This window comes from Ruegeria sp. AL7 (genome assembly GCF_056536105.1).
This window is the reverse complement of record NZ_JBQFJF010000001.1, coordinates 1,056,454-1,082,585: the sequence shown is the minus strand read 5'-3', so window position 1 is coordinate 1,082,585 and position 26,132 is coordinate 1,056,454. Positions and strand designations below refer to the sequence as shown.

Below are 26,132 nucleotides of genomic sequence, written 5' to 3'. Positions count from 1 at the left end.
AGCGCCACACCAGATGGCGCAGAGCAGGGCGAGGCAGGGAAAAGAGGCGAAAGGCAGGAAATATGGGCGGATTTTTCGGAGGAATGGTCGCAGGGGCGATCGTTGTTTTGATCTTGGGTGCGGTCGTGTCGCTCAACACGCCGATGGTCAATACGCCGGTTGTTGCGACCGAAGCACCAGCGCCGACGATTTCAGAAACACCAGAGGCGCCTAGTGAACTTGCCGAGGACGTTTCTGATGCCGATCTGGTGGAACTGGCCCCGCGTGCGCCAGAAGCCGCCGATAATGCCAGCGAAGATCTGGCCGACCTGTCCGGGCTGGAAGCGTCATCCGAGCCGCAGCCCGAGGTTGGTAAAGCGGCTGAGGCCCCGAACGAGCCCACTGCAACGGTGGCGACCGAAGTGTCTGTCATGACCGAAGCCCCCGCTGCGCCGCCCGAGCCTAGCCAGGTGCCCGCAGTTCAGCAGGAACAGTCGTTGCCGGTTGTAATTGATGAAACCCCCACACCGCCGATCGAGTCCGACACAACCGAGGTCGCAGTTCTTGAGCCCGAACCAAATCTGTTGCCACAGGTCGAGGCTGATCCACAAACAAATGACGCCACGACTGATAATTCATTTGAAAGCAGTCCGATTGCGGTGGAAGGGGATGAAGACACCTTGCCCCGCGAGCTTCCGCGCATTGCTGCGCTGCCTCAGATCGGGGGAGAACAGGAAGAAAGTACCAGTTCGATCGTCGGAAAACGTATCCTGCCGTTGACGGAACGAGATGATGAGCCTGTTGCAGAACAGGCGATTTCCGAACAGCCATCTGCGGAAAAACCGATTGAACGTTTTGCCGCCAAGTTCGAGAACCCGGAAGCTAAGCCGCTGATGTCGATCATTCTGATTGATGACGAAGGCGCATTCGGTGCCGAAGCGTTGCAGGATTTCCCTTACCCGATCAGCTTTGCCGTAAACCCGTCTGATCCGGATGCGGCGGAAAAGATGGCACGGCACCGCGCGGCCGGGTTCGAAGTTCTGGCCCTTGCGGACTTGCCCGAGGCAGCAAGCGCGCAGGATGCCGAAGTTTCCTTGTCTGTGTGGCTGGACACCTTGCCTGAAACAGTGGGTATTCTGGAAGGCGTGAACAGCGGCATTCAAGGAAATCGCAAGCTGGCCGATCAGGTCGCGGCGATTGCCGCCGGAACCGGACGCGGGTTGATCACACAGGACAATGGGCTGAACACTGTCCAGAAGTTGGCGGTTCGCAATGGCATTCCGTCCAGCGTAGTGTTCCGCGATATCGATGGGGCGCGACAGGATCCCAGAATCATGCGCCGGTTCCTGGATCAGGCCGCGTTCCGGGCAGGTCAGGAAGGAACCGTTGTCATGCTGGGGCGGGTACGGCCCGAGACAATCTCGGCCCTGTTGCTGTGGGGTCTTGAGGATCGCGGCAGCCGGGTAGCGATGGCGCCGATCTCGGCCGTCTTGATGAAACAGGTACAGTGACAGCTTGAAACAGGGCGGTGATCAATTGATCAGCCGCCCTTGTTTTTTTAACTGTTGCCGTTTCCGGTGAACCGAGCGGCATCTTCCGCCGCGCGCCGAATGGCGTTTGACTTATGGACAGTCTCCATAAACTCGGCCTCGGGGTCGCTGTCATAGACAACACCGCCGCCAGCCTGAATATAGAGTTTCTGATCCTTCACGATGGCCGTGCGCAGGGCAATGCACATGTCCATGTCACCGCCTGCGCTGAAATAGCCAACACCACCGCCATAGACGCCGCGTTTTTCCGGCTCAAGCTCGTCAATGATCTCCATCGCCCGCACTTTCGGCGCACCCGAGACGGTGCCCGCAGGCATCCCGGCAAAGAAGGCGTCCAGCGCATCTTTGTCTTCCGCCAGCTCACCCACCACGTTCGACACGATGTGCATCACATGGCTGTAGCGTTCGATGATGAACTCTTCGGTCGGGCGAACTGTGCCGATTTTGGACACGCGGCCGGTATCATTGCGCCCGAGGTCCAGAAGCATGAGATGTTCGGCTAGCTCTTTCTTATCGGCCAGCAGGTCAAGCTCGTTCGCTTTGTCTTCCTCGGGGGTCGCGCCACGGGGACGTGTGCCTGCAATCGGGCGAATGGTGACTTCGCTGCCGAACACCCGCACCAGAATCTCGGGGCTGGCCCCAACGACCTGAAAACCGCCGAAGTTGAAGTAGAACATAAACGGCGAGGGGTTGGTGCGCCGCAGCGAACGATAAAGCGCAAAAGGCGGCAGCGGAAATTCCTGCGTCCAACGCTGCGCTGGAACTACCTGGAAGATATCGCCAGCACGGATGTATTCCTTGGCCTTTTCAACCGCTTCCAAATAGCCGGATTTGGTGAAGTTCGACACCGGCGCCGCAATTTCGCGCGCGTCGCCCAGATCACGGGTTTCGGCGGGCATCGCGCGTTCCAGATCGCGGACCGCATCCATCACACGCTCGGCCGCCTGCGCATAGGCAGCTTTGGCAGATTGACCGTCGCTGGCCCAGGCGGGTGAAACCACCGTCACCTCGCCTTTGACGCCATCCAATACTGCGACAACAGACGGGCGCAACATGATCGCATCTGGCAGTCCCAGCGGATCGGGGTTCACGTTCGGCAGGTATTCGACCAGCCGGACCATGTCATAGCCCAGATATCCAAACAATCCGGCGGCAGCCTGAGGCAGGTCGTCTGGCAGTTCAATACGGCTTTCGGCCAGCAAGGCGCGCAGATTGTCCATCGGATTGCCGTCCTGCGCAGCAAAGGCGTCGGCGTCGAACCGCGCCGAGCGGTTCAACTCGCACGTTTCACCGTGACAGCGCCAGATCAGGTCCGGTTTCATGCCGATGATCGAATAGCGGCCACGCACCTCACCGCCCGTAACCGACTCCAGCATGAACGCATCTTTCTGCGCTCCCGTCAGTTTGAGCATCAACGATACGGGTGTGTCCAGATCGGCGGCGAGACGTGTGTAAACCACCTGGTTTTCGCCCGCTTCATAGGCGCGTGCGAAGGTATCGAAATCGGGTGTCAGGGCCATCTTGGTCTCGCTTAAAAGCTCGCCTGCACGGCGTTCAGCGCCTGCTGATCCACGACCGGGCGGGCGCGGGTCTGAGCGTCCCGTACGTATGCGTCAAAAATATTCTGTGACAGCGCCTGATCCATCTGCGTTGCCAGTGCGTCGCGCAACCGGCGCAGTTCGTCGGAATCCTCGGGGGGCAGAACCTCGTCCAGACGCACCAGCAAGGCTGCACCATTTCCACCAATGACACGCAACTCACCGAGTTCCATCTGAAACACTTCATTCATGAAACTGGCGGGGACGTCATCAAGAAACGCGGTACGCGTCAGTGCGTTTTCAACGCGGAAGGGCAGGCCAGTCGCTGCGAAGTCACCATCAGTGGCCAGTAGGCTCAATGCGGCGTTTGCTTTGTCCAGCAAGGCTTTGTTGGTCTCTGCCTGTACCCAGGCAGCGGCGACACGGTCGCGTGCGCTTTCCAGTGGTTCAGGGCGACGCGGCAGAACGTCGTTCAGGCGCAAGGCAAAGATCGATCCATCTTCGAGAAATGCGATTTCAGGGAAATCTCCTTCTTGCACGGCTTCGGCCGCCGCGCGGAACCCGTCATAGGCCGCTATGTCCTCGGCGCTGTCTCGGGTCCAGTCGATCTGACCCAGTTCCATTTCGGTTTCATTTGCCAGTTCTTCCAGAGTCGCACCGCCAGCCAGCATGTCGTTTATGTCTTCGGACTGAGACTCGATCAGGCGGCGGGCGCGTTCTGTCGCCAGTTCTTCGCGCAGGGCCGGTTCGGCCTCCTCAAAGGGAACGCTGTTTGCAGCCAGGGATCCGTTGACACGGAACAGGGCGGGGCCAAATACCGATGGCAGAGGGCCGACAACAGCATCAAGCTCTGCCGCGAACACGGCGTCGGCGGCCTCGCCCAGATCCTCACGCGTCAGGTCGCCGAGATCGATATCGGAAAGTTCCAGATCACGGTCACGAACCAGTTGTTCAAAGGTCGTTCCGCCGACCTCAAGTTGCGCCTTGGCGTCGTTGGCTGCTTGTTCATCCGGGAAATTCAGGCGCTCAACCAGACGGCGTTCCGGTTGATTATATTCGTCCGACCGCTCTTCAAAAAGTTTGCGAAGGGAATCTTCGTCAACCTTAACCGTGTCCACCAACATGTCCGGAGACAGAATCGCATAAGTCAGCTGTTTGGTACGGGGCAGGGTGAACTGTTCAGCGTTTTCGTCATAGAAGGTCTGAATCTGCCCGTCAGTCGGTTCGGCCACGGGGGTTTCCAATGCCTCGGCCCCTGCCGTCGCAACGGTAAAGCTGCGACGGGCGCCAATGTAGTTGGCCATCGTTTCTGTCACGGTGGCAGGCATTTCCACACCCCCCATGATCGCACCTTGAACGATCGTACGGGCGGATTCTTTGCGCAGGTCCGTCTCGAACTCGGAATCTGTCATGCCGACTTGTTCAAGCTGAAAGCGGTATGCCTCGCGGTCGAAACTGCCGTCTACGCCCTGAAAGGCCGGAACTGACACGATCTCTTTTTGCAGGTTCTCATCCCCTATGGAAATCCCAAGCTGGCTCACCTCGTTGTCCAGCGCCGCCAAGGCCGTCAGGCGAGCAAGCGCGTTTCGGTCCAGCCCCAGATCGCGTGCCTGCGACATTTGCAGGGGCTGACCCGATTGCGCCTCAACCGCGCGGATCTCGCGCTGTAACTCGCGGACAAAATCATCGATCGAGATGCTTTCATCACCAACTTGCGCCACGGTACGGACTGTGCCGCTCAGGTTGACGGCGCCGAACCCCGCGAGCCCCAGCATCAGCATGCCCATCAGAATCCAGACAAAGGTTTTCGAAAGACTTTTAGCGCCTGCGGCCATGGTGCCCTCTTGTTATTACGGCAGCGTTCTGCCCTGTCGGTTGCCGCCTTGAATACGACGCACACCGCCGGGGGGCAAGCTTAGAAGGACAGGCCCTGCAACCGTTCGAACAATTGGCCCAAACCTGTGCGGTCGAGGTTGGCGAAGGCAATGCGCACTTGCCGTTTCCCGTCCGGGTGGTGATCGGGCGTGAACATGGTGCCGGGCAATAGCAGAACACCGGCTTCACGCACCAAACGCCGGGCAAGTTCGTCGGACGGAATGTCAAACGGGTGCTCCAGATAGGCGAAATACGCCCCAAGTCCCAAAAGGCGCCAACCTTCGGATTCCAGCGCGGGCATACCCTCAAGGATGGCAGCACGACGGTCGAGTATTTCGTCGCGTTCCCCTGCCAACCATTGCGACAAGTTTTGCATACCCCACAGCGCGGCGAACTGTCCGATCTGACCAGGGCAAATGGCAACGGTGTCAAGAAACTTTTCGACCTCAGCCAAAAGGGAAGGGCCCGTTGCAATGGCGCCGACCCTGTGACCCGTCAGCCTGTAGGCCTTAGAGAAGGAATAAAGGTGGATCAGCGTCTGATCCCAGTCTGGTTGTTGGAACAGGTCATGTGGCGGCCCGCTGCGGCTGTCGAAGTCACGGTAGGTTTCGTCGACGATTAGGTGAATCCCGGTTTCGCGCGCCAGCTCAAAGAAGGCGCGGACAAGGTCCGCCGGGTATTCAACGCCGCCGGGATTGTTGGGCGTGACCAGAGCGATGGAACGTGTTTTGTCCGTGATCAGCGCGCGTGCGCGCTCAGGGTCGGGCAGTAAGTCGTCGCCGGTCTTCAGGCCAACTGCATGGACACCGGACATATCCAACCACATTTTATGATTGAAATACCATGGGGTTGGAAGAATAACCTCATCCCCTTCGCCGGTGATGGCCGAAATCACTGCTGAAAACGCCTGATTGCAGCCTGAGGTAATTGCAACCTCAGATGCCTCAACACTTGCTGCGTAATGCGCGCTGATCTGCGCAGCCAGTTCTGCGCGAAGATCATTATTTCCCAGCACAGGGCCATAAAGATGCGCATGGTCTTCGCGCACGGTAAATTCGGCCATAGCCTCGCGCAACGCCAGCGGCGGCGGGTCAACCGGTGCCGCCTGGCTGACGTTGATCAGCGGGCGTTCGGGTGGGAACGTAACGCCCTCGAGCCATCGGCGCGCTTCCATCACTGGCGGCGCGAATGTTGCGGCGGTCCGGCTGAGCGTCATGTGCTGCCTACTGATCTGAATTCAATCGGTGCCCCGATAGGGCTCGACATATTGAAGGGCCATATCCCACGGGAAAAAGATCCATGTGTCCTGACTGACTTCGGTGATGAACGTATCCACCATAGGGCGTCCCTTGGGCTTGGCATAAACCGTCGCAAAATGCGCGTTCGGATACATCTCTCGAACCAGTTCCAGGGTTTTCCCGCTGTCCACAAGATCGTCGATGATCAAAATTCCGGTTCCGTCGCCCATTAACTTGGCATCGGGTGCTTTCAGAACTTCCGCCTCACCCTGAGCTTGATGGTGGTAGGATTTGACGCTGACCGTATCGACGGTACGAATATCCAGTTCCCGGCTGACGATCATAGCAGGGGCCATGCCGCCACGGGTGATCGCCACAACAGCACGCCAGCTGCCATCATCGGGGCCTTGCCCGTCCAGACGCCACGCCAATGCGCGCGAGTCGCGGTGGATCTGGTCCCAGCTGATGTGAAATCCTTTTTCGTGCGGCAGGCGGTCCTTAGCGCTCATGTTCTTAACCTTTTTCCACGTCAGGGGCGTCAACGGCCTTCATTCCGACAATATGGTAACCCGAATCCACGTGCAGATTCTCTCCGGTGACGCCGCTGCTGAGGTCCGACAGCAGGTACAGGGCCGACTTGCCGACATCGTCAATGGTCACGTTGCGGCGCAGCGGAGAGTTGTACTCGTTCCATTTCATGATGTAGCGAAAATCGCCAATGCCGCTGGCAGCCAGGGTTTTGATCGGGCCGGCCGAGATCGCGTTCACGCGAATACCGTCCTTGCCCAGGTCCTCGGCCAGGTATTTGACCGACGCTTCCAGAGCGGCCTTGGCAACACCCATCACGTTATAGTGGGGCATCACCTGCTCGGCTCCGTAATAGGTCAGTGTTATGGCACTGCCGCCTTCGGACATCATCTTTTCCGCGCGCTGCATAACCGCGGTGAACGAATAGACGGAGACATCCATCGTCAGCGTGAAATTGGCCCGGCTGGTATCCACATAACGTCCACGCAATTCGTTCTTGTCAGAAAAACCGATGGCGTGAACGATAAAGTCCAGCTTGCCCCATTTCTCTTCCAGCGCCGAGAAAAGCCCATCAATTGAAGCCTCATCGCTCACGTCGCAGGGCAGAACGATTTCGCTGCCCAATTGCGCAGCCAGCGGGTCCACACGTTTTTTTAAAGCGTCACCCTGATAAGAAAAGGCAAGTTCAGCTCCGGCTTCGGACAAGGCGCGGGCGATTCCCCATGCGATTGATTTGTCATTGGCCAGTCCCATGATGAGGCCACGTTTGCCGGCCATCAACTGATTTGACATGTTTGGTTCTCCGCCTGTCTTCGCGTTAGATTGGCATGGTTTATGCCATTGGTAGCGCTGCATCAAGGCCGTGCGCTCTTGCTCGCAGCGGGTTCTCGCCTTAGGCTCGTCATTAATACTTTCCAGGGGATGGAAATGACCGAGCGTGATGGCATCTTTGCTGGCTCCGATCCGTTTAAAATTGCGGCCCGGTGGTTAGCTGAGGCTGAAGAAACTGAATTGAATGATCCGAATGCGATTGCGCTTGCAACCGTTGACCCGGATGGTTTGCCAAATGCACGCATGGTTTTGCTGAAAGAAATCGAAGCGGATTCATTTGTATTCTATACAAACTACGAAAGCGTCAAAGCGAATGAGCTGGATACGTCGGAAAAAGCTGCATTTGTAATGCATTGGAAATCTTTGCGGCGTCAACTTCGTGTTCGTGGTACAGTATGTCGTGAAAACGGGCCCCAGGCTGATGCGTATTATGCATCAAGGTCATTGAAAAGCCGGTTGGGTGCCTGGGCTTCAAAGCAGTCACAACCGCTTTCAAGTCGGACAGCTTTGATGGCAGAGGTCGCGAAAGTGACCGCTAAACTTGGGCCGAATCCACCTCGTCCTCCATTCTGGGGCGGGTACCGATTAACGCCGACAGAGATTGAGTTCTGGGCTGATGGAGCATTTCGCTTGCATGACCGGTTCAGATGGAAACGAATTGAGCCGGGATCGGCATGGCATGTTGAAAGGTTGAATCCATGACGTTCACGTGTCGTGAAATGCAACAGGCAGAAAGTAAACGATTTTTTCAGCTTGAATTTGCCCGCCAATCCCATAAACAACAGACCCTTAACGAACTGCTAAAATTCGCGATGGGAAAACCGTGCCAGAAGACCTGAACAACATGTATCGCGTCCGTGGACACGTGAAATGGTTCGATCCCGCCAAGGGATACGGCTTTGTTGTGTCTGACGAAGGCGGCCCGGATATTCTGTTGCATGTGAACGTATTGCGCAATTTCGGCCAAAGTTCCGTCGCGGACGGAGCGGGTATCGAGATCATGACACACCGCACGGACAGAGGTGTTCAGGCGGTTGAGGTTGTTGCAATTGACCCGCCAGCGCGCGCCGAGTCGATGATGTTGGCCGATTTCGCCGAGTTGGATCCGGACGCTATTGCAGAAGCCCCTCTGGAGGCCGCGCGGGTGAAGTGGTTCGACAAAGGCAAGGGCTTCGGGTTCGCAAATGTTTTTGGGCGCGGTGAAGACGTGTTCTTGCATATCGAAGTGTTGCGGCGCTCGGGGCTTGCTGACCTCCAGCCCGGAGAGGCGCTTGCGATGCGCGTAATTGATGGCAAGCGCGGCCGAATGGCGGCGCAGGTTCTCGCCTGGGAAGCCGCGCTGGACGGCTGACACTTCGATGACTCGTTTTCTGGTATTCTGGACACTTCTGATCACACTGTGGACAGGGGGGGCGTTTGCTGCGTGCAGCGTTGATCATATCACTCTCCGAAACGACAGCGCGACAATCCGATTTGACGTGGAATTGGCGGTTACGCCTCAGGAACGGTCAAAGGGGTTGATGTTTCGCGAGTCGTTGCCGAATCGATCTGGTATGCTGTTCGTGTTCGATCCACCGCAACCTGTCGCGTTCTGGATGAAGAACACACTGATTCCGCTCGACATGATATTTCTGGACCGTACGGGCACAGTGTCACACGTGCATGAGAGTGCGATTCCCGGCGATCTGACACCGATTGAAGGTGGGGATGCCGTTTTTGCGGTGCTGGAAATCAATGCCGGATTGTCCGCGCGCTACTCTATCGGCGTCGGCACTCAGATGCAGCACGAAATTTTTTCGCAAGGTCCTGCGATTTGGCCCTGTTAGGGCTTTTCAAATCAGATTGTCATCGTTAGGAAGGCGCACGGTCCGGGGCGTGGCGCAGTCTGGTAGCGCACCTGTTTTGGGTACAGGGGGTCGTAGGTTCGAATCCTGCCGCCCCGACCACTTCCTTCACATTCTCATGTGGGCGTTCCGCCCATCGCCAGATACAACGAGCTGATCGCCTGATCCAGCGCGTCACTTTCCAGTGGAACCTCAACGATTGCTCCGGTTTTCTGCGGCACTTTAAAGTACGATCGTGCGTCGACGCGATAGCCGGAACCTGTTTTTGACGATGTCAGGCGCATGACACTTTGGGGCAGGTCCTGCGGAAATCCGTCATAGTTCAGAATCAAATAGGCTGCCGCTTTTGGGGGCAGGTATTCGCTGCACTCAAAAGCCTGTTTGCCGATTTTCTCAAATACCTTGCCGGGTCCAGAACAACTGGATTCAAATGCCTCAAACAACCTTTGAGGCTGCGTTTCGAACAGCGCGCTACGTGACGGGGTGGGCGTTTCTTGTGGCGTGCAGGCCACGATACAGGCAAACGCGGGGATAAAGCGAAGCAACTTCATTCATTTGGCCTTTCTCATTCCGAAGTGAACCTTTGGTCGTTCAGCGTGGGTTCGACAGACCCGGCGAAGATGATTCCTTTACAGCCTAACCAGCGCGGCGTTGGTTGATCAAATACAGATAACTATGCTGGTAAAAACGGTAATTCGATTTGAGACTTCGAGTTGTGACCGAGAATTTGCCGAAGGCGAGCCTGTGGAGGAATCGGACCTTGAGTTTCACACCCCTCGTGTCCGGGTCTGGTCAACAAAAAAGATTTCAAATTTGGCTGAAAAAGGGCGTTGACCTTCTATGGCAATATACGCCAAATTGTATGAGCCGAAGAGATTGCCACAATATCTGGTGTTCAAGCCGGGACGGCAACAGGCGAGGGTCGGATAAGCACAGTCTATTAACGTGCAGCCGTTGTAACGGCTTTTTCGCTGTCCAAAACAGCGACCAGTACCTTTGTGCGCTTCTGTCGGCGTTGCGGTTGGTGCTCCGCAACTCAAAATGTAGTGCCGTGAACCGAAAATTAGGCGGAATTTAACTAGGGCTGCGGACATGAAGATTGAAAGAAAATTCACCAAACCAGATCAGGATGCCTATTCGGAACTGGATTTTGTGTCTGCGACATCTGAAATCCGAAACCCCGATGGAACCATTGTGTTCCGCCTGGAAGGGATCGAAGTTCCGTCAACCTGGTCGCAGGTGGCAAGCGATGTGATTGCCCAGAAGTACTTTCGCAAGGCTGGTGTCCCGTCCAAACTGACCAAAGTTAAGGAAAAAGACGTTCCTGAATTCCTGTGGCGGTCGGTTCCCGCTGAAGATGCTGAATTCGAAGGCGAAATTTCCTCCAAGCAGGTCTTTGACCGGCTGGCCGGTGCGTGGGCATACTGGGGGTGGAAAGGTGGCTACTTTTCGACCGAAGAGGATGCACGCGCCTATTTCGACGAAATGCGGTACATGCTGGCGACTCAGCGCGCCGCCCCAAACAGCCCGCAATGGTTCAATACTGGCCTGCACTGGGCTTATGGAATCGACGGTCCGGCGCAAGGGCACCATTATGTCGACTACAAGACCGGCAAACTGACCAAATCCAAATCCGCCTACGAACATCCGCAGCCACATGCCTGCTTCATCCAGTCCGTCGATGATGATCTGGTGAACGAAGGCGGCATCATGGATCTGTGGGTGCGCGAAGCACGGTTGTTCAAATACGGCTCGGGCACCGGGACCAACTTCAGCCATCTGCGTGCGGAAGGCGAGGCACTGTCGGGTGGCGGCAAATCCTCGGGCCTGATGGGCTTTCTCAAGATCGGCGACCGCGCCGCCGGCGCGATCAAATCAGGCGGGACAACCCGTCGGGCAGCAAAGATGGTTATTGTCGATGCGGATCACCCCGATATCGAACAATTCATCGAATGGAAGGTAATCGAAGAGCAGAAAGTGGCCTCGATCGTTGCCGGATCGAAGATGCACGAGAAGATGCTGAACGGTATTTTCGAGGCCATTCGCTCTTGGGACGGTGCTGCCGAGGATGCCTATGATCCCAACAAGAACGAAGCGCTGAAAAAGGCGATCCGCGAGGCGAAAAAGGTAGCAATCCCGGAGACTTACATCAAACGTGTGCTGGATTATGCCAAGCAGGGTCACGACAGCATCGAATTCCCGACATATGACACGGACTGGGACTCAGAAGCCTATAGCTCGGTTTCGGGCCAGAACTCGAACAACTCCATCCGCGTGACCAATGCGTTTCTGACCGCTGTTGAGAAAGACGCCGATTGGGAGCTGATCAACCGCACCGATGGCAAGGTTGCCAAGACGGTCAAGGCGAGGGACCTGTGGGAGAAAGTCGGTCACGCTGCATGGGCCTGTGCCGATCCAGGTATCCAGTTCCACGACACGGTCAACGAATGGCACACATGCCCCGAAGATGGTGAAATTCGCGGATCGAATCCGTGTTCGGAATACATGTTCCTGGATGACACGGCCTGTAACCTGGCCTCGATGAACCTGCTGACCTTCCTCAAGGATGGTGAGTTCCAGGCAGCCGACTACATGCACGCCTCGCGCCTGTGGACCCTGACGCTGGAAATCTCGGTGACCATGGCGCAATTCCCGTCAAAGGAAATCGCGCAGCTGTCGTACGACTTCCGCACTCTGGGCCTGGGTTACGCAAACATTGGCGGCCTGCTGATGAACATGGGCTACAGTTATGACTCGGATGAGGGGCGGGCAATCTGCGGTGCCCTGACCGCGATCATGACCGGTGTGGCATATGCCACTTCAGCTGAGATTGCCGGTGAGCTTGGCCCGTTCAAGGGATACAAGCGCAATGCCGACCATATGCTGCGCGTTATCCGCAACCATCGCCGCGCGGCGCAGGGGGTGACCGAGGGGTATGAGAAGCTGGCCGTCAAGCCGGTGCCTCTGGACCATGGTAACTGCCCCGACAAGCGTTTGGTCGATCTGGCCATGTCGGCGTGGGACGAAGCGCTGAGCCTTGGCGAGCAGAACGGTTACCGCAACGCACAGGCCACTGTGATTGCCCCCACCGGCACCATCGGTCTGGTGATGGACTGCGACACCACGGGAATCGAGCCCGATTTTGCGCTGGTGAAGTTCAAGAAGCTGGCAGGCGGCGGTTACTTCAAGATCATCAACCGCTCGGTACCTTCTGCGCTGGAAAAGCTTGGCTATTCCTCGTCGCAGATCGAAGAGATTGTATCCTATGCGGTCGGCCACGGCACCATCGGCAACGCGCCGGGGATTAACCACACCTCGCTGACCGGTCATGGCTTTGGCCCCAACGAACTGGCCAAGGTGGACGCCGCGCTGGAAAGCGCCTTTGACATCCGGTTCGTCTTCAACCAGTGGACCTTGGGTGAAGATTTCTGCACCGGCGTTCTGGGTATTCCGGCGACAAAGCTGAATGACCCAACGTTTGATCTGCTGCGGCATCTGGGGTTCACCCGCGCGGATATCGATGCGGCCAACGACCATGTCTGCGGAACCATGACATTGGAAGGTGCACCGCATCTGAAGGAAGAACACTACGCGATCTTCGACTGCGCCAACCCGTGCGGCAAGAAAGGCAAGCGTTTCCTTGGGGTTGACAGCCACATCACCATGATGGCCGCAGCGCAAAGCTTTATTTCGGGCGCGATCAGCAAAACGATCAACATGCCAAATGACGCGACCATCGAGGATTGCCAGAAAGCCTATGAACTCAGTTGGTCGCTGGGTGTGAAGGCCAATGCGCTGTACCGAGACGGCTCGAAACTGTCTCAGCCCCTTGCGGCTGCGCTGGTTGAGGATGATGACGAGGCGGCCGAGGTGCTGGAAAGCGGCTCAGCACAGGAAAAAGCCGTCGTTCTGGCCGAAAAAGTGATCGAAAAGGTTGTGGTCAAGGAAATCATCCGCAGCCATCGCGAGAAACTGCCGCATCGCCGCAAGGGGTATACTCAGAAGGCAATCGTTGGCGGCCACAAGGTGTACTTGCGCACGGGTGAGTTTGAAGACGGTCAATTGGGCGAGATTTTCATCGACATGCACAAGGAAGGCGCTGGCTTCCGGGCGATGATGAACAACTTTGCCATCGCCGTGTCGGTCGGCCTGCAATATGGCGTGCCGCTGGAAGAGTTTGTCGACGCCTTCACCTTTACCAAGTTCGAACCGGCAGGGATGGTGCAAGGCAACGACTCGATCAAGAACGCAACCTCGATCCTGGATTACATCTTCCGCGAACTGGCCGTGTCTTATCTGGACCGTACCGATCTCGCCCATGTGAAACCCGAGGGTGCTACCTTTGATGATCTTGGCCGCGGAGAAGAGGAAGGCGTTTCCAACGTCTCGGAAATCAGTGAAACTGCGGCGTCCAAGTCATTGGAAGTGTTGAAACAAATCAGCTCGACCGGGTATCTGCGCAAGCGTCTGCCGCAGGATTTGATGATGTTCAACGGCAGTTATGGCGACGTGGCCGGAATGTCGGAAACAGCAACTGTGTTCGAAGCGCCTGCCACCGAAACGGCAGTGGCAACCGGGATGGACGCCCGCACCAAAGCCAAGATGCAGGGCTATGAGGGCGACCCCTGTGGCGAATGCGGAAACTACACGCTGGTGCGTAACGGCACTTGCATGAAGTGCAACACCTGCGGCGCGACAAGCGGGTGTAGCTAAGAAATTGAAGGTTGGGGACCGGTGTTGGCGCACCGATCCCCGGCTGATCTCGCAATCGGTTAGCACGCTGCGAGATAAACCAAATCCGGCCCAAGAAGGGTCGACAGTTGAAAGGAAGACAGATCGGATTTTGGGGATCAATAGTGTGCTTGGAAATACAGAGTTGTCCCGAGACTTACCAACAAGAAATCGCGACCGCCTGTGAATAAGGAGCCAAATAAGATGGCGAATGAGAAGAACTATTGGACTCAGAAAAGGCCAGACGGCCAATGGGAATCTAAGCGCGAAGGAGCAACACGAGCTTCCAGCGTTTCGTCTACTCAAGCAGAGGCGTGGGAGAAGTCGAAAGACTTCGCGCGTGAACGCGGAGGAGAAGCATATCTCAAGGGTGAGAATGGCCGTATTCGCGAGCGTAACACTTATGGGAAGGACCCTTACCCTCCAAAGGGGTAGCTGACTTTAGCGCCCCGGCACCCCGGGGCGTAGGGGTCGGACGCTGCCCTAAGTAACCGACCCCGACGAATACGGAGAACAGGTCTGAGACTTACCGACTGACCTTTCTCCACTCGGCCGACATGCCCGTGTTGGCCGGGAACAGGGTGGGGCGGAATATTTGCTCCTTCCCACTCTTTCACGGGGCGGGTGCGCTCGCCCCATGCGCAGTCCAGGCCGCAGGCAAAAAAACACCGGGCGGTCAACGAAATGAGCCTGGAAGGCGAAACTGACAGGGGGCTTCGGCCCCCTTTCTTTTTACCCGCCGAGTCGTCCCGAATAAGCGCCACATTGCCGGATTGAGGTGGTCCTGTCGGGCAAGAGCCGCCGATACAGGTTTTGCCGCCTTCTTCAGGCGGAGGGCCGCAAACCCGACTCGGGCAAACACGCGAAGATTGGCGTGAAATCACGAAACTCTACCAAAGCGCGTGACGCGCCGGGGTGTCCATGTGCTTCTGGGCGCTGTCCGGACGTAAACACAAACACACCTTTCAGGAGGCACTGAAATGAAATCGCATTATTTGATCGGGCTTTCCGTGGCCGTTCTGGGCTTGCCCGGCGTTGCTTCGGCCCAATCCTCAGCCGATACCAACGGTGATGGTCTTTTGACCATCGAGGAAATTCAGGCAGTCGTACCGGAAATCAACGCTGACACTTTCTCGGCCATGGATGCCAATGGTGACGGAGCGTTGGATGCAGACGAGGTCGCGATCGCGCAGGAGGCAGGATTGCTGCCGCCCAGCGACGGGTAGGCATCGAGTGAACAGGCGGCCCGATCCATTTCGGGCCGCCTTTTCCATCACCTTAGGCGGGAAGATGGATTTTGAATTTTTTCCGAATCTCGGCGTCCAGAACCGGGTCGAACCTTGCAGGGGAAGGGGTGGAAAGGATTTCCTCTTTCCGGGCTACGGCTTTTTCCACCAGATCGGGCTTGCCAAGCTCCACCCACTCTTTCGGCGAGGAGCGATCTCCGAATGTTGGATAGACGTAATCTGACTGCATCCGGCTCAGCGTTGCGTCAGTTCCCAGATAGTGGCCTGGGCCGCCCATGCATACCGCCGCCATTTGATCCAGTGCCAGCGTGTCATCCGTCACCTCGATCCCGCGTACACAGCGTAGCGCCTGTCCGATCAGATCGTCGCTGAGGATCAGGCTTTCCAGGCAGAACCCCAGCAACGAGGCATGCATCCCGGCCGCCTCATATACCATGTTCAGACCGGACAGACCTGCCATGACATTCGAACACATCTGTTCCCAGCCGGCCTGCATATCGGGCAGTTTCGAATCCGATGCGCCAGCCGCAGCACCGCCCGGAAGGTCATAGAACCGGTGCATCTGGGCACATCCGGCAGTCAGAAGGGCCTGTTCCCCTGACCCGATCGACATGGCACCGGTCCGCAGGTCCAGACCAAATGGCCAGGTGCCAAAAATCGCCGGGGCACCGGGACTTACGGCATTAACATAAACCAATCCCGCCAGGCATTCCGCAGTTGCTTGCGTGATCGCACCGGCGATGGTCGACGGCGCTGTGGCACCGGCCATACCGGCAGATAGCAACAAGACAGGCATACCGGCCTTGATGCATGCTTCCATCACTTCGCAGCTTTCGGTTGCGAATTTCATTGGAGGAACAACAAAGCAGTTCGAGTTCGAAATGAAGGGTCGCTCGCGAAATTTGTCTTCACCGCCCGCAATCATATAGATCATCTCCATCGCCGGAGCGACGTGGCTTGGCTCGGTGAAGGATGTCCCGACATGTTTGAAGGACCCCGAACAGCAGGCGTAAATCGTGTTGAGGTCCATTTCGAGGTTGTCGGCGATGTCACGACAGACCATTGGCCGTTGCACAAAGTGAATGTTATCAAGCTGTTGGCAGATACGTGCGGCATCGTGCAGATCTTGCACGGTGGAATGGCGATATTCCCGACCGTGCACGTCAACCATGGACACGGCGGCTCCGGCCGTACCGTAGTGCACTTTGGTGCCGGACAATTCCAGATCGGTGTTTCCATCCCGGCTGTACAAAGTGACCGAGCGGTTCGCCTTTGCAATCGTGTCCTCGACAAGGGCGCGCGGGAAACGGATACGGCCATCGTCGCCCAAGGTGCAGCCCGCACCGACCAGATAGTCAATGCCACTTTGCGGGGCGTCCGCCAGGCCAATGGTTTCAAGCGCGGTCAGTGCTGCTTCGTGGATGCGTTCGATCTGCGCCTGCGTCAGTACATTCAGGACGCCGCCTTCCATTCCGGGGCGGACTGGTCGCAGGTGTTCGGGCAGCGCGGTTGCACGGGCAGCACGGCGCGCGGCGCGGCCGCCACTGCGCGATGAATTGCGGGGTTGGTCGTTCATTTCAAGAATCCGGTCGTTGAGTGATGTCTTAAGGTGTCAGCAAGCACACCTTTACGGCCGTCCTCGTGCGGCACGACCGCGATCTGCCCCAATGGTGCGGCTGATCAGGCTGATTTTCCAGTCGTCGTCTGCCATTTTGCCCCTCAACGTCTTGCGCGACCATTCCAAAACGCGGCGACACAATCTGTTCTATTTGCGACCTTTGATAATTATTCACATGGACAATTCTCACGGCTTTTGGGGTCAGAGAACCAAACGCCGAGATTTTCACACGTTTTGGAAGAAATCTGTTATACTGCATTCACTTACTTCCAAGGTCTGCTGAGCGGAGTTGAATTATGACCAGCAGGTCACAGATTGAATTGAAGTCATGCCTCTGATCGAAACCAGAGCGGTGTTGCATTGAGCCCGACTATGAACCCTTTTTCCGTCCTTGTTGTTGCGATATTGATCGCCGGAGCTAGCCCTGTTGCGGCTGAGGATTGGACTGGCGGGTATGCAGGCTTCAGTTTTGGATTTGCAGATGCCGACGGTCCGGGCGGTGCGAATGGCGATGATACGGCCTTTGGTGCGCATCTGGGCTATGATCAGGACTTTGGGAATTTCGTTCTGGGCGGTGAGTTGGAATATAACCGGCTGTCCCTGAACCTTGGCCAGTCTCAGGGCAGTCTCGACAGCATGACCAGCTTGAAACTGCGTGGCGGATATGAATTCGGTAACGCTCTGGGATACGTGGTCGTAGGCGCGGCGCGGGCTGATACGTCGATCGACAGTGACACGGCAGCGGTTTACGGAATCGGATTGGCCTATCCGATTGGCGAGAATTTCGTTATCAGCGGTGAAGCGCTGCGGCAGAATTTCGACGATGTCACCCGATCCAGCGGCAGTCTGGACACCAATGTTTTCAACCTGCGTACGACATTTCGGTTTTAGATGCGGCTATTCAGCCGCGTGTCGCTTGGCGAGCTGCGCTGAAAACGCGCACAGGGTTCTCAAGGCACTGACAAATTTCTCATCATCCACGGTCATGGCAACCCGAATGTGACCCGCTGCGGCTTTGCCAAAGCTTTCGCCCGGCATGACGGCAATCGCATGAGTGTCCAGCAGGGCGTTCGCAAACCCTTCGCCCGTCAGCCCGGTCGCCCGTATATCCAGCATCAGATACATAGAACCCTGCGCCGGGACGAGCCCCACTGTGTTCTGCGCCGCCAATATGTCGATCGCCAATGAACGGCGGCGACGGAATGGCGCGGCGATCTTGTTTTCAAGTTCGTGTCCTGCGGTCAGTGCAAAGCTGGCCGCGTCCTGAATGAACCCCGGAACGCCATAAGTTGTATGAGTAGCCAGATCTATCAGGTGGCGGATCACGTATTCCGGACCAACGATCCACCCGCATCGGGACCCGGTCATGGCATGTGATTTGGACATTGATCCAACCACTAAGGTACAGTCGGCCATTCCGGGCAGCGCGCGGGCAGACAGGTGCTCGCCCTCCCAGATCTGGGTGTCATAGACTTCGTCTGATATCAGCCACAGGTCACGGCGTTGGCAAACATCGGCAATGGATTCAAGTGACTGACGGGAATACACCACTCCGGTCGGGTTGTTCGGCGTGTTGATCAACAGCGAAACCGCGCCTTCCGCCGCTGCATCAATCAAATCTGCGCGCGGTTGAAATGCATCTTCTGCGGTGGTTCGAACAGCGCGGGCAATGGCCCCGGCACCGCGAATCGTTCCGGGGTAGGTGGCATAATACGGGTCCAGATACAGCCCGGTGTCGCCGGGATCGCACACCGCCATATGCGCGGCGAAAAGGGCGGACTGCCCACCGGGCGTGATCAGTACATTGTTACGCGTCGTTGGGATACCTGTGCGGGACTGAACCCGGGCAGCAACCGTATCGCGCAGCAAATCTGTTCCGGGCACCGTGGCATAACCGGTGTGACCGTTGCGGGCCGACAGGTCCATAGCGTGCCGGATCGACGGGTCGGTACGAACGTCATGCTCGCCGATTGTCAATTCTGTCACGGCATGCCCTTCATTCAGCATCCGTCGGGCCCGATTGAACACCTCCCACCCGTCGCTGCCGCCGGTGATCTGCGTGATGCGCTTGGACAATTCCATGACAAGGGCCCCGGTTACTCTGCGCTGAATGGGGCAGAGCGGCGGACGTTTGTCAATCAGCTTCGCGGCGCTATCGAGGCCTGAAGTTTTTTGGTCAATGATGCGCGGACAAGGTCATAGGACACAGTCAAACGATGGCGCATTTCGTCTGCACCGGTGTCAAACGGAAGACGCACCCAGCTGCGGTGGAAATAGGGGGCTTTTACGCCGATCCCGGTGTCTATCAGCATCTGCGCCGTTTCGATATCGGGCGTTTTTACGGAAACACCGTCATTTGCGATCCCGATACAGGCGAACATTTTGCCACCAATTTTCCAGGCGTCATGGCCACCGCCCCAGGGATCGGACAGTTCAGCGCCGGGCAGCGTTTTGCAGATGGAATTGACGAAATCTCGGTCCATGTTCGGCACTGTGCCGAACGGGGATGGCAAACTCAACACTTGGCTTGGGAATGATCCCATGCTAACCGATGTCCCATGAACCCGGTGACCTGCATCATTATTATCTGCTGCATTACCTGCTGATTTATCAAGCGGGCCGGTTTCTTTCGTTTTCATCCCTGAGACAAGTTGCTAAGCCCGCGCCAACGCGTAAGCCTTTACTGTTTCTTAGGAGCCCGACCGATGACGACGATCAAGCTGCACAACACACGGACGCGGACGAAGGAAGACTTCGTACCGATCGATCCTGAAAACGTGCGGATGTATGTCTGTGGCCCAACGGTCTATGATCGTGCCCATTTGGGTAATGCCCGCCCGGTGGTTGTGTTCGATGTGCTCTACCGCGTGTTGCGCCATGTCTATGGCACAGAGCACGTGACCTATGTGCGCAACTTCACCGACGTGGACGACAAGATCAACGCAACGGCATTGGCGCGCAAACAGGCGGGCGCAGAAGGCACGCTTGAGCAATTGGTGCAGGAGCGGTCGGACGAGACCATCGATTGGTACTTGCACGACATGGGCGCGTTGGGAGCGTTGGAACCCAACCAGATGCCACGCGCGACCCAGTATATCGCCCAGATGATCGCGATGATCGAAGACCTGATTGCCAAGGGTCACGCCTATGCCGCCGAAGGTCATGTTCTGTTCGCGGTCGACAGCTGGAAAGAAAGCTATGGCAAACTGTCTGGCCGGTCGGTCGATGACATGATTGCGGGCGCGCGGGTCGAGGTGGCTCCATACAAGAAAAACCCGATGGATTTCGTGTTGTGGAAGCCTTCGACTGATGATCTGCCGGGCTGGGACAGCCCGTGGGGCCGGGGACGTCCGGGCTGGCACATCGAATGCTCGGCCATGAGCTATGAACTGCTGGGCGAGAGCTTTGATATCCACGGGGGTGGCAATGACCTGATGTTCCCGCATCATGAAAACGAGATCGCCCAGAGCAAATGCGCTCACCCGCATGGGGAGTTTGCGCGGGTCTGGATGCACAACGAGATGTTGCAGGTTGAGGGCAAGAAGATGTCCAAATCGCTGGGCAATTTCTTTACCGTGCATGATCTGTTGGAGCAGGGTGTGCCGGGCGAGGTAATCCGCTTCGTCTTTCTGCAGACGCACTATCGCAAGCCGATGGACTGGACCGAGAAAAAGGCGCGTGAGGCCGAGGCGACGCTGCGCAAGTGGCGGGCGCTGACAGCGGGCATCGAGCCCGCAGCCAGCGCGGCACCTGAAGTCATCGCAGCACTAAGTGACGATCTGAATACGGCAGGTGCCATGAGCGAGCTTTATCGTCTGGCTTCAGACGGTGACGCCGCAGGTCTGCTGGCCAGTGCGCAACTGCTGGGTTTGCTTTTACCTGAGATGAGCGACTGGGCAGATACCGCATCTGTCGATTTGACCTCTCATGCGGACCGTTTAGCGAAGGCACGCGAAATCGCGATGCAAAGCAAGGACTTCTCAGAAGTTGATCGCTTGAAGGCAGCATATATTGCGGCGGGGCTTGAGGTTCGAATGAGCAAGGACAGTGTCGAACTGGTGCCTGGCGCTGGTTTTGATGCTGCCAAGCTGGAGGAGGTCTGATGACTAAGGAACGCCTCTACCTCTACGACACAACCCTGCGCGATGGGCAGCAAACGCAGGGCGTGCAGTTTTCGACCGCAGAAAAAGTGCAGATCGCGCAGGCGCTGGACACTTTGGGCGTGGATTACATCGAAGGCGGTTGGCCCGGCGCCAACCCGACCGATAGCGCGTTTTTCGAGGTGGCCCCAAAGACCGCGGCCCGGTTGACGGCGTTCGGCATGACCAAACGCGCAGGACGATCAGCCGAGAATGACGATGTGCTGGCAGCCGTGATGAATGCGGGAACGCAGGCTGTTTGTCTGGTCGGCAAGTCGCATGATTATCACGTCACCCACGCGCTTGGCATTTCACTGGAAGAAAACACGGAGAACGTGCGCGCCTCGGTCGCGCATATCGTCGCGCAGGGGCGAGAAGCGCTGTTTGATGCGGAACATTTCTTTGACGGCTACAAGGACAATCCGGAATATGCCGTGGATGTTTGTCGCGCAGCGCTTGAGGCTGGCGCGCGGTGGGTTGTCCTGTGCGACACAAATGGTGGCGCTTTGCCGTCCGAGGTCGGGCGGATTGTATCCGAGGTGATCGCAGCCGGGCTGCCCGGTGATCGGCTGGGCATTCACACCCATAACGATACCGAAAATGCCGTTGCCTGTTCTCTGGCTGCTGTTGAGGCCGGTGCACGGCAAATTCAGGGTACATTGAATGGTTTGGGCGAACGTTGCGGCAATGCGAACCTGACCGCTTTGATCCCGACGCTGTTGTTGAAGGAACCCTATGCGTCGCAGTTTGATATTGGTGTCAGCCGTGAGGCTTTGGCTGGTTTGACCCGGATCAGCCGGATGCTGGATGATGTCCTGAATCGGGTGCCCAGCAAGCAGGCGGCTTATGTCGGGGCGTCGGCTTTTGCACATAAGGCCGGACTGCACGCCAGCGCGATCCTCAAGGACCCATCGACATATGAGCATGTGGACCCCGCAAGCGTCGGGAACGCCCGCATCATTCCGATGTCGAACCAAGCTGGTCAGTCAAACCTGCGCAAGCGTTTGACCGAGGCTGGTTTGCGTGTTGAGGCAGGTGACCCCGCACTTGGCCGCATCCTTGACCAGATAAAGGCCCGCGAGGCGGATGGATATTCCTATGACACCGCTCAGGCCAGTTTTGAACTGCTGGCGCGGGAAGAGCTGGGTCAATTGCCTGAGTTCTTCGAGGTCAAGCGTTACAAAGTCACCGTTGAACGGCGTAAGAACAAATACAACAAGATGGTCAGCCTGTCCGAGGCCGTTGTTGTCGTAAGAGTGGATGGTGAAAAGAAGCTGTCTGTCAGCGAATCCATGGACGAGTCAGGCAGCGACAGGGGGCCGGTGAACGCCTTAGCCAAAGCCTTGGCCAAGGATCTGGGCCAGTATTCACAGGTGTTGTCAGATATGCGTCTGGTCGACTTCAAGGTGCGGATTACGCAAGGCGGCACCGAAGCGGTCACGCGTGTCATCATCGACAGCGAAGACGGGCAGGGGCGGCGCTGGTCCACCGTGGGCGTCAGCGCGAATATAGTCGATGCGTCTTTCGAGGCGCTTCTGGATGCGATTCAATGGAAACTGGTGCGCGATTGTGATCCGAAAAAGGCAGCAGCCGAGTGAGCGTGGTCTTTGACCAAGACGTCAAGGCCTGCGCGGAACTTGTGCAACGGGCTGATCCAGATCGTTTCCGCGCTGCGATGGCTGCACCGGTGGCAGACCGTGCAGTCCTATTCCCGATTTACGCGTTAAACGTCGAAGTTGCCCGCGCGCCCTGGGTGACGCAAGAGCCGATGATCGCCGAGATGCGGCTGCAATGGTGGCGTGACGCGCTACAGGAAATTGCTGAAGGGGCAACCGTACGGCGGCACGAGGTAGTAACACCCTTGTCACAGGTTCTTTCGCCCCATCTGGCTGGTGTTTTGGATGAATATGTGGCCGTAAGGCGTTGGGATATATATCGTGATCCGTTCGAGGATCAGGAGCACTTTGACGCCTACATCGATCACAGCACGGGCTCATTGGTTGTTGCATCAGCCCAGGCGCTGGGGGTGGCCGATGAAACTGTGTTGCGTGACTTTGGATATGCGGTTGGGGTGGCGAACTGGCTCAGGGCTATTCCTGAACTGGAACAACGCGGGCGGATACCGCTTTTGGACGGTACCCCTGAAGGGGTGCGTGCCTTGGCCGGAACCGCATTAAATCGCCTGCAAAAAGCCAGATCGCATCGGGCTGAGATTTCGGCCGAGGCACGGCCAGCATTATTTTCCGGGTGGTTGGCCGAACGGATTTTGAAGCAAGCAATAGCTAGCCCAGAACGTGTTGCCTCCGGTGATCTTGTTCCGGGAGAAATACAGCAACGGCTGTCCTTGATGTGGACTGCGGGCAGCGGGCGCTGGTGATCAGGCCCGTTCCGGGTCGGCCGGTCGCAGAACCAGCCACAACAGGGCGCCGCCTGCCAGTGTCAGCAATGGGATCATAGCAAGATTGACTGCTGTCCACCCTTCGACCGGGGAACCGCCCGAGCAGTTCATCAATCCACCCGAAGCCAGCGAGGCCATAGTCACTCCGCCAAACACCAGCAGGTCGTTGAGGCCCTGCATCCGGCCGCGCTCCTGCGGCTCATGCGATGCGGCCAGCATCGTGGTCGCGCCGATAAAGCCAAAGTTCCACCCAACACCAAGAAGAATGAGAGCGACGAAAAAGTTCCCTAAATCAACGCCCTGCAAGGCGACCAGTCCAGCGGCTGCAAGAATTGCCAGACCCAGCGCCACAATCCTTTCGATGCCAAACCGGGCGATCAGGTGACCCGTAAAGAAACTGGGCACATACATGGCCAGCACGTGGCTGGTGACGATGTCAGCCGCGTCATTGGCCGAGTAACCACAACCTACCACGGCCAACGGCGTCGAAGTCATCACAAGATTCATCAGCGCGTAAGATACCATGGCACATATGATGGCCACGGCGATGCGGGGTGTTTTCAGCAATTCCAGTCGCGACCGCCCCTTGGGCTCGGTGCCGGTGGGTTTTGCAGGTGTTGGGATATCAAGGAAGAAGAACAGGGCGGACCCCAGAACATTGATCCCAATAACAGCCAGATAGGTGCCCAGAAACGGGATGACGTAGGCTTCGGACGTGAGCTTTACGATCTGCGGGCCAATGATGGCAGCTGCCAATCCACCAGCCATGACATAGGAAATCGCTTTGGGGCGGAACTCGTCCGATGCGGTGTCCGCTGCGGCGAACCGGTAGAATCCGTGGGCGCTCATGTAGATGCCTGTTAACAGGCTGCCGACAAGGAAGACGGGGAAAGAGCCAAGAAACAGGCCATAGGCTCCGATCAGCCCGCCCAACGCACCGGATGTTGCGCCAACAAGGAACCCGACCCGACGCCCCCATTTTTGCATGATGGCCGAGATCGGCGTGGCTGCCAGCATCGATCCCAGAACAATCAGCGAAATGGGCAATGTTGCCAGGCAGGGATTGGTCGCCAGCGACTGACCCGCCAGCCCTCCGACGATGAACATCATTGGCATCTGTGCGCCCAGAATGGCCTGCGCCGCCACCAAGACGGCAACGTTGCGTTTGGCCTGACGGTCATCGGGAAGGGTCGAGATCATGGTCATGGCGGAATGGTTATCGGCTAAGTGTTTGCGGCACAAGCCGGTTGCATCTGCGGCACATGCGCCTAACGTGCCAGTGACAACCGAGCAGGGAGGCTACATGCCCGTTGGCCGCATCATCGAAACGCCGGATTGTGTGGCGGAAGGGGCTGATTGGCTGGCCCAGAGCTGTCCGCGCATGGCCTATGCAATGGAACAGACTGGCCCATTGCCGTTACGTCGCCGTCCCGACGGGTTCGCGCAACTGCTGAGTGCCATTGTCAGCCAACAGGTCAGTGTGGCTTCGGCCAATGCAATATGGAAACGCCTGCAAGATGCCAAATTAACGGGTCCGCGAAAGATCATGTGGGCAACGGATGACGATCTGCGGGCCGTAGGGTTAAGCCGTCAGAAGATCCGCTATGCAAAGGCGTTGGCAGAAGCGCGTATAGATTACAAAGCGTTACGTGATGCCTCTGATGCGGAAGTTGTGGCCACGTTGACGCAGGTGTCTGGCATCGGCGTCTGGACTGCGGAGATATATGCCATGTTCTCGCTTGGTCGCGCTGATGTGATCGCACCTGGTGATCTGGCGCTGCAAGAGGCCGCGCGCATCCTTTATGACCTGCCCAACCGCCCAATGGATAAAGAACTGCGCAAGATGGCCGAGGCCTGGTCGCCATGGCGCTCGGTTGCGGCGCGGGTGCTGTGGGCCTATTACCGGGTTGCAAAGCAAAGAGAAGGGATCAGATGACACGGGTTTTGAATGCGCTCCGGAAAGAGCCTGTTTCGGGCGACACGCGCTCGGTTGTGGTGTTCGTGCATGGCTATGGCGCAAACGGTGCCGATCTGCTGGGTTTGGCCGACCCGCTGGGTGAACATCTGCCCGACACATTGTTCGTGGCCCCGGACGCGCCCGAGCAGATCCCCGGAATGCCGAATGGCTTTCAGTGGTTTCCGATTCCCTGGATTGACGGGTCGTCTGAGGAAGAGGCGCGCAGGGGCATGGAAATGGCGGTCGAGGACTTTAATGCCTTTCTGGATGCGCTGATGGTGGATGAAGATGTTCTGCCCGAACAGGTAGTCCTGTTTGGTTTCAGTCAGGGCACGATGATGAGCTTGTATGTCGCGCCCCGCCGCGAAGACCCCGTGGCCGGAATTGTCGCTTTCTCAGGCCGTTTGCTAGAGGCGGACCTTCTGGCAGACGAAACTGTCAGCCGGATGCCGGTATTGCTGGTGCATGGCGACGCCGACGACGTCGTCCCGCCGCAATCCTTGCCCGAAGCGGCAGAGGCCCTGCAATCCGCCGGTTTCAAAGAGGTCTACGCTCATGTCATGAAGGGCACCGGGCACGGCATCGCCCCGGACGGGCTGAGTGTGGCCCTGGCCTTCATGCGCGACAAGCTGAGCCTTTAGCCGGTAAGATTAAATCAG

Annotated in this window: 23 protein-coding genes and 1 tRNA gene; 14 read left to right on the top strand and 10 right to left on the bottom strand. The window is 57.4% G+C overall.

The features are described from left to right. The first annotated feature begins 62 nt into the window (after window positions 1-62). Window positions 63-1,490 carry a divergent polysaccharide deacetylase family protein gene (locus ACR3E2_RS05405; RefSeq protein ID WP_480480778.1) on the top strand — a complete coding sequence of 476 codons (1,428 nt, stop codon included), beginning with the start codon at window positions 63-65 and terminating at the stop codon, window positions 1,488-1,490. A 47-nt stretch (window positions 1,491-1,537) separates the two neighbouring features. Here the strand turns inward: ACR3E2_RS05405 and trpE are convergent, their stop codons facing one another. The 5 genes from trpE to fabI form a co-directional block, all read right to left on the bottom strand. Then, a complete protein-coding gene (gene trpE, locus ACR3E2_RS05400; protein ID WP_480480780.1) occupies window positions 1,538-3,049 on the bottom strand; it encodes an anthranilate synthase component I in 1,512 nt (503 codons plus the stop codon). An 11-nt stretch (window positions 3,050-3,060) separates the two neighbouring features. Further along, complete coding sequence (locus ACR3E2_RS05395) at window positions 3,061-4,902, bottom strand: SurA N-terminal domain-containing protein (protein WP_480480782.1); 1,842 nt, start codon at window positions 4,900-4,902, stop codon at window positions 3,061-3,063. 80 nt (window positions 4,903-4,982) lie between these two features. Continuing rightward, a complete protein-coding gene (locus ACR3E2_RS05390; RefSeq protein WP_480480784.1) occupies window positions 4,983-6,158 on the bottom strand; it encodes an aminotransferase in 1,176 nt (391 codons plus the stop codon). 21 nt (window positions 6,159-6,179) lie between these two features. Continuing rightward, window positions 6,180-6,689: a xanthine phosphoribosyltransferase gene (gpt, locus tag ACR3E2_RS05385; RefSeq protein ID WP_267365342.1), complete on the bottom strand. Its 510-nt coding sequence runs from the start codon at window positions 6,687-6,689 to the stop codon at window positions 6,180-6,182. A 4-nt stretch (window positions 6,690-6,693) separates the two neighbouring features. Continuing rightward, window positions 6,694-7,500, bottom strand: coding sequence for an enoyl-ACP reductase FabI (gene fabI / locus ACR3E2_RS05380; protein ID WP_267365343.1), 807 nt, complete (start codon window positions 7,498-7,500; stop codon window positions 6,694-6,696). Between the two features lie 135 nt (window positions 7,501-7,635). On the opposite strand from fabI, the gene pdxH reads away from it, so the two are divergent. The 4 genes from pdxH (at window position 7,636) to ACR3E2_RS05360 (ending at window position 9,485) form a co-directional block, all read left to right on the top strand. Then, a complete protein-coding gene (gene pdxH, locus ACR3E2_RS05375; protein ID WP_480480787.1) occupies window positions 7,636-8,241 on the top strand; it encodes a pyridoxamine 5'-phosphate oxidase in 606 nt (201 codons plus the stop codon). Window positions 8,242-8,383: 142 nt separating this feature from the next. After that, complete coding sequence (locus ACR3E2_RS05370; protein ID WP_245220458.1) at window positions 8,384-8,890, top strand: cold-shock protein; 507 nt, start codon at window positions 8,384-8,386, stop codon at window positions 8,888-8,890. Window positions 8,891-8,897: 7 nt separating this feature from the next. Then, on the top strand, window positions 8,898-9,365 hold the full coding sequence (locus ACR3E2_RS05365) for a DUF192 domain-containing protein (RefSeq protein ID WP_267365345.1): 468 nt from the start codon (window positions 8,898-8,900) through the stop codon (window positions 9,363-9,365). A 43-nt stretch (window positions 9,366-9,408) separates the two neighbouring features. Continuing rightward, window positions 9,409-9,485: transfer RNA gene (locus tag ACR3E2_RS05360), tRNA-Pro, on the top strand. 14 nt (window positions 9,486-9,499) lie between these two features. On the opposite strand, the gene ACR3E2_RS05355 is transcribed toward ACR3E2_RS05360, so the two are convergent. Continuing rightward, a complete protein-coding gene (locus ACR3E2_RS05355; protein ID WP_480480789.1) occupies window positions 9,500-9,934 on the bottom strand; it encodes a hypothetical protein in 435 nt (144 codons plus the stop codon). Window positions 9,935-10,475: 541 nt separating this feature from the next. On the opposite strand from ACR3E2_RS05355, the gene ACR3E2_RS05350 reads away from it, so the two are divergent. The 3 genes from ACR3E2_RS05350 to ACR3E2_RS05340 all read left to right on the top strand — a co-directional run bounded on the left by ACR3E2_RS05350 (window position 10,476) and on the right by ACR3E2_RS05340 (window position 15,340). Then, window positions 10,476-14,096, top strand: a complete 3,621-nt coding sequence (locus tag ACR3E2_RS05350) for a vitamin B12-dependent ribonucleotide reductase (RefSeq protein WP_480480791.1) — start codon at window positions 10,476-10,478, stop codon at window positions 14,094-14,096. A gap of 222 nt (window positions 14,097-14,318) precedes the next feature. Beyond that, window positions 14,319-14,549: a DUF2188 domain-containing protein gene (locus ACR3E2_RS05345; protein ID WP_480480793.1), complete on the top strand. Its 231-nt coding sequence runs from the start codon at window positions 14,319-14,321 to the stop codon at window positions 14,547-14,549. A gap of 545 nt (window positions 14,550-15,094) precedes the next feature. Then, window positions 15,095-15,340 carry an EF-hand domain-containing protein gene (locus ACR3E2_RS05340; protein ID WP_480472945.1) on the top strand — a complete coding sequence of 82 codons (246 nt, stop codon included), beginning with the start codon at window positions 15,095-15,097 and terminating at the stop codon, window positions 15,338-15,340. Window positions 15,341-15,392: 52 nt separating this feature from the next. On the opposite strand, the gene ACR3E2_RS05335 is transcribed toward ACR3E2_RS05340, so the two are convergent. Next, window positions 15,393-16,937 carry a trimethylamine methyltransferase family protein gene (locus ACR3E2_RS05335; protein ID WP_480480795.1) on the bottom strand — a complete coding sequence of 515 codons (1,545 nt, stop codon included), beginning with the start codon at window positions 16,935-16,937 and terminating at the stop codon, window positions 15,393-15,395. Window positions 16,938-17,351: 414 nt separating this feature from the next. On the opposite strand from ACR3E2_RS05335, the gene ACR3E2_RS05330 reads away from it, so the two are divergent. Continuing rightward, window positions 17,352-17,870 carry an outer membrane protein gene (locus ACR3E2_RS05330; protein ID WP_480480797.1) on the top strand — a complete coding sequence of 173 codons (519 nt, stop codon included), beginning with the start codon at window positions 17,352-17,354 and terminating at the stop codon, window positions 17,868-17,870. Between the two features lie 6 nt (window positions 17,871-17,876). Here ACR3E2_RS05330 and ACR3E2_RS05325 read toward each other — a convergent pair whose 3' ends face one another. Continuing rightward, window positions 17,877-19,061 (bottom strand): pyridoxal phosphate-dependent aminotransferase, encoded by a 1,185-nt coding sequence (locus tag ACR3E2_RS05325; RefSeq protein ID WP_480480799.1) that lies wholly within the window; start codon window positions 19,059-19,061, stop codon window positions 17,877-17,879. 56 nt (window positions 19,062-19,117) lie between these two features. Next, complete coding sequence (locus ACR3E2_RS05320; RefSeq protein ID WP_480472937.1) at window positions 19,118-19,462, bottom strand: MmcQ/YjbR family DNA-binding protein; 345 nt, start codon at window positions 19,460-19,462, stop codon at window positions 19,118-19,120. Between the two features lie 222 nt (window positions 19,463-19,684). Here ACR3E2_RS05320 and cysS point away from each other — a divergent pair, with 222 nt between their 5' ends. From cysS to ACR3E2_RS05305, 3 genes are read left to right on the top strand one after another with little or no spacing between them, the layout of a single operon-like run. Further along, window positions 19,685-21,082, top strand: a complete 1,398-nt coding sequence (gene cysS, locus ACR3E2_RS05315) for a cysteine--tRNA ligase (protein WP_480480801.1) — start codon at window positions 19,685-19,687, stop codon at window positions 21,080-21,082. Next, window positions 21,082-22,716 carry a citramalate synthase gene (cimA, locus tag ACR3E2_RS05310; protein WP_267364474.1) on the top strand — a complete coding sequence of 545 codons (1,635 nt, stop codon included), beginning with the start codon at window positions 21,082-21,084 and terminating at the stop codon, window positions 22,714-22,716. Before cysS ends, cimA begins: the two co-directional genes overlap by 1 nt. Before the next feature lie 2 nt (window positions 22,717-22,718). After that, entirely contained in the window at window positions 22,719-23,495 is a 777-nt protein-coding gene (locus ACR3E2_RS05305; protein WP_480481667.1) for a squalene/phytoene synthase family protein, read from the top strand. Here the strand turns inward: ACR3E2_RS05305 and ACR3E2_RS05300 are convergent, their stop codons facing one another. Then, entirely contained in the window at window positions 23,496-24,722 is a 1,227-nt protein-coding gene (locus ACR3E2_RS05300) for an MFS transporter (protein WP_480480803.1), read from the bottom strand. It lies immediately after the preceding gene. A 97-nt stretch (window positions 24,723-24,819) separates the two neighbouring features. Between ACR3E2_RS05300 and ACR3E2_RS05295 the strand changes: the two genes are divergently transcribed. Together ACR3E2_RS05295 and ACR3E2_RS05290 are read left to right on the top strand one after the other, a co-directional pair. Next, a complete protein-coding gene (locus ACR3E2_RS05295) occupies window positions 24,820-25,452 on the top strand; it encodes a DNA-3-methyladenine glycosylase family protein (protein WP_480480805.1) in 633 nt (210 codons plus the stop codon). Beyond that, window positions 25,449-26,114, top strand: a complete 666-nt coding sequence (locus ACR3E2_RS05290; RefSeq protein ID WP_480472927.1) for an alpha/beta hydrolase — start codon at window positions 25,449-25,451, stop codon at window positions 26,112-26,114. Before ACR3E2_RS05295 ends, ACR3E2_RS05290 begins: the two co-directional genes overlap by 4 nt. Window positions 26,115-26,132 lie beyond the last annotated feature (18 nt).

Excerpts from the sequence above, each read along its gene's own strand:
- ACR3E2_RS05405 (WP_480480778.1), top strand. The coding sequence starts at position 63 with ATGGGCGGATTTTTCGGAGGAATGGTCGCAGGGGCGATCGTTGTTTTG.
- trpE (WP_480480780.1), bottom strand. The coding sequence starts at position 3,049 with ATGGCCCTGACACCCGATTTCGATACCTTCGCACGCGCCTATGAAGCG.
- ACR3E2_RS05395 (WP_480480782.1), bottom strand. The coding sequence starts at position 4,902 with ATGGCCGCAGGCGCTAAAAGTCTTTCGAAAACCTTTGTCTGGATTCTG.
- ACR3E2_RS05390 (WP_480480784.1), bottom strand. The coding sequence starts at position 6,158 with ATGACGCTCAGCCGGACCGCCGCAACATTCGCGCCGCCAGTGATGGAA.
- gpt (WP_267365342.1), bottom strand. The coding sequence starts at position 6,689 with ATGAGCGCTAAGGACCGCCTGCCGCACGAAAAAGGATTTCACATCAGC.
- fabI (WP_267365343.1), bottom strand. The coding sequence starts at position 7,500 with ATGTCAAATCAGTTGATGGCCGGCAAACGTGGCCTCATCATGGGACTG.
- pdxH (WP_480480787.1), top strand. The coding sequence starts at position 7,636 with ATGACCGAGCGTGATGGCATCTTTGCTGGCTCCGATCCGTTTAAAATT.
- ACR3E2_RS05370 (WP_245220458.1), top strand. The coding sequence starts at position 8,384 with ATGTATCGCGTCCGTGGACACGTGAAATGGTTCGATCCCGCCAAGGGA.
- ACR3E2_RS05365 (WP_267365345.1), top strand. The coding sequence starts at position 8,898 with ATGACTCGTTTTCTGGTATTCTGGACACTTCTGATCACACTGTGGACA.
- ACR3E2_RS05355 (WP_480480789.1), bottom strand. The coding sequence starts at position 9,934 with ATGAAGTTGCTTCGCTTTATCCCCGCGTTTGCCTGTATCGTGGCCTGC.
- ACR3E2_RS05350 (WP_480480791.1), top strand. The coding sequence starts at position 10,476 with ATGAAGATTGAAAGAAAATTCACCAAACCAGATCAGGATGCCTATTCG.
- ACR3E2_RS05345 (WP_480480793.1), top strand. The coding sequence starts at position 14,319 with ATGGCGAATGAGAAGAACTATTGGACTCAGAAAAGGCCAGACGGCCAA.
- ACR3E2_RS05340 (WP_480472945.1), top strand. The coding sequence starts at position 15,095 with ATGAAATCGCATTATTTGATCGGGCTTTCCGTGGCCGTTCTGGGCTTG.
- ACR3E2_RS05335 (WP_480480795.1), bottom strand. The coding sequence starts at position 16,937 with ATGAACGACCAACCCCGCAATTCATCGCGCAGTGGCGGCCGCGCCGCG.
- ACR3E2_RS05330 (WP_480480797.1), top strand. The coding sequence starts at position 17,352 with ATGAACCCTTTTTCCGTCCTTGTTGTTGCGATATTGATCGCCGGAGCT.
- ACR3E2_RS05325 (WP_480480799.1), bottom strand. The coding sequence starts at position 19,061 with ATGGAATTGTCCAAGCGCATCACGCAGATCACCGGCGGCAGCGACGGG.
- ACR3E2_RS05320 (WP_480472937.1), bottom strand. The coding sequence starts at position 19,462 with ATGGACCGAGATTTCGTCAATTCCATCTGCAAAACGCTGCCCGGCGCT.
- cysS (WP_480480801.1), top strand. The coding sequence starts at position 19,685 with ATGACGACGATCAAGCTGCACAACACACGGACGCGGACGAAGGAAGAC.
- cimA (WP_267364474.1), top strand. The coding sequence starts at position 21,082 with ATGACTAAGGAACGCCTCTACCTCTACGACACAACCCTGCGCGATGGG.
- ACR3E2_RS05300 (WP_480480803.1), bottom strand. The coding sequence starts at position 24,722 with ATGACCATGATCTCGACCCTTCCCGATGACCGTCAGGCCAAACGCAAC.
- ACR3E2_RS05295 (WP_480480805.1), top strand. The coding sequence starts at position 24,820 with ATGCCCGTTGGCCGCATCATCGAAACGCCGGATTGTGTGGCGGAAGGG.
- ACR3E2_RS05290 (WP_480472927.1), top strand. The coding sequence starts at position 25,449 with ATGACACGGGTTTTGAATGCGCTCCGGAAAGAGCCTGTTTCGGGCGAC.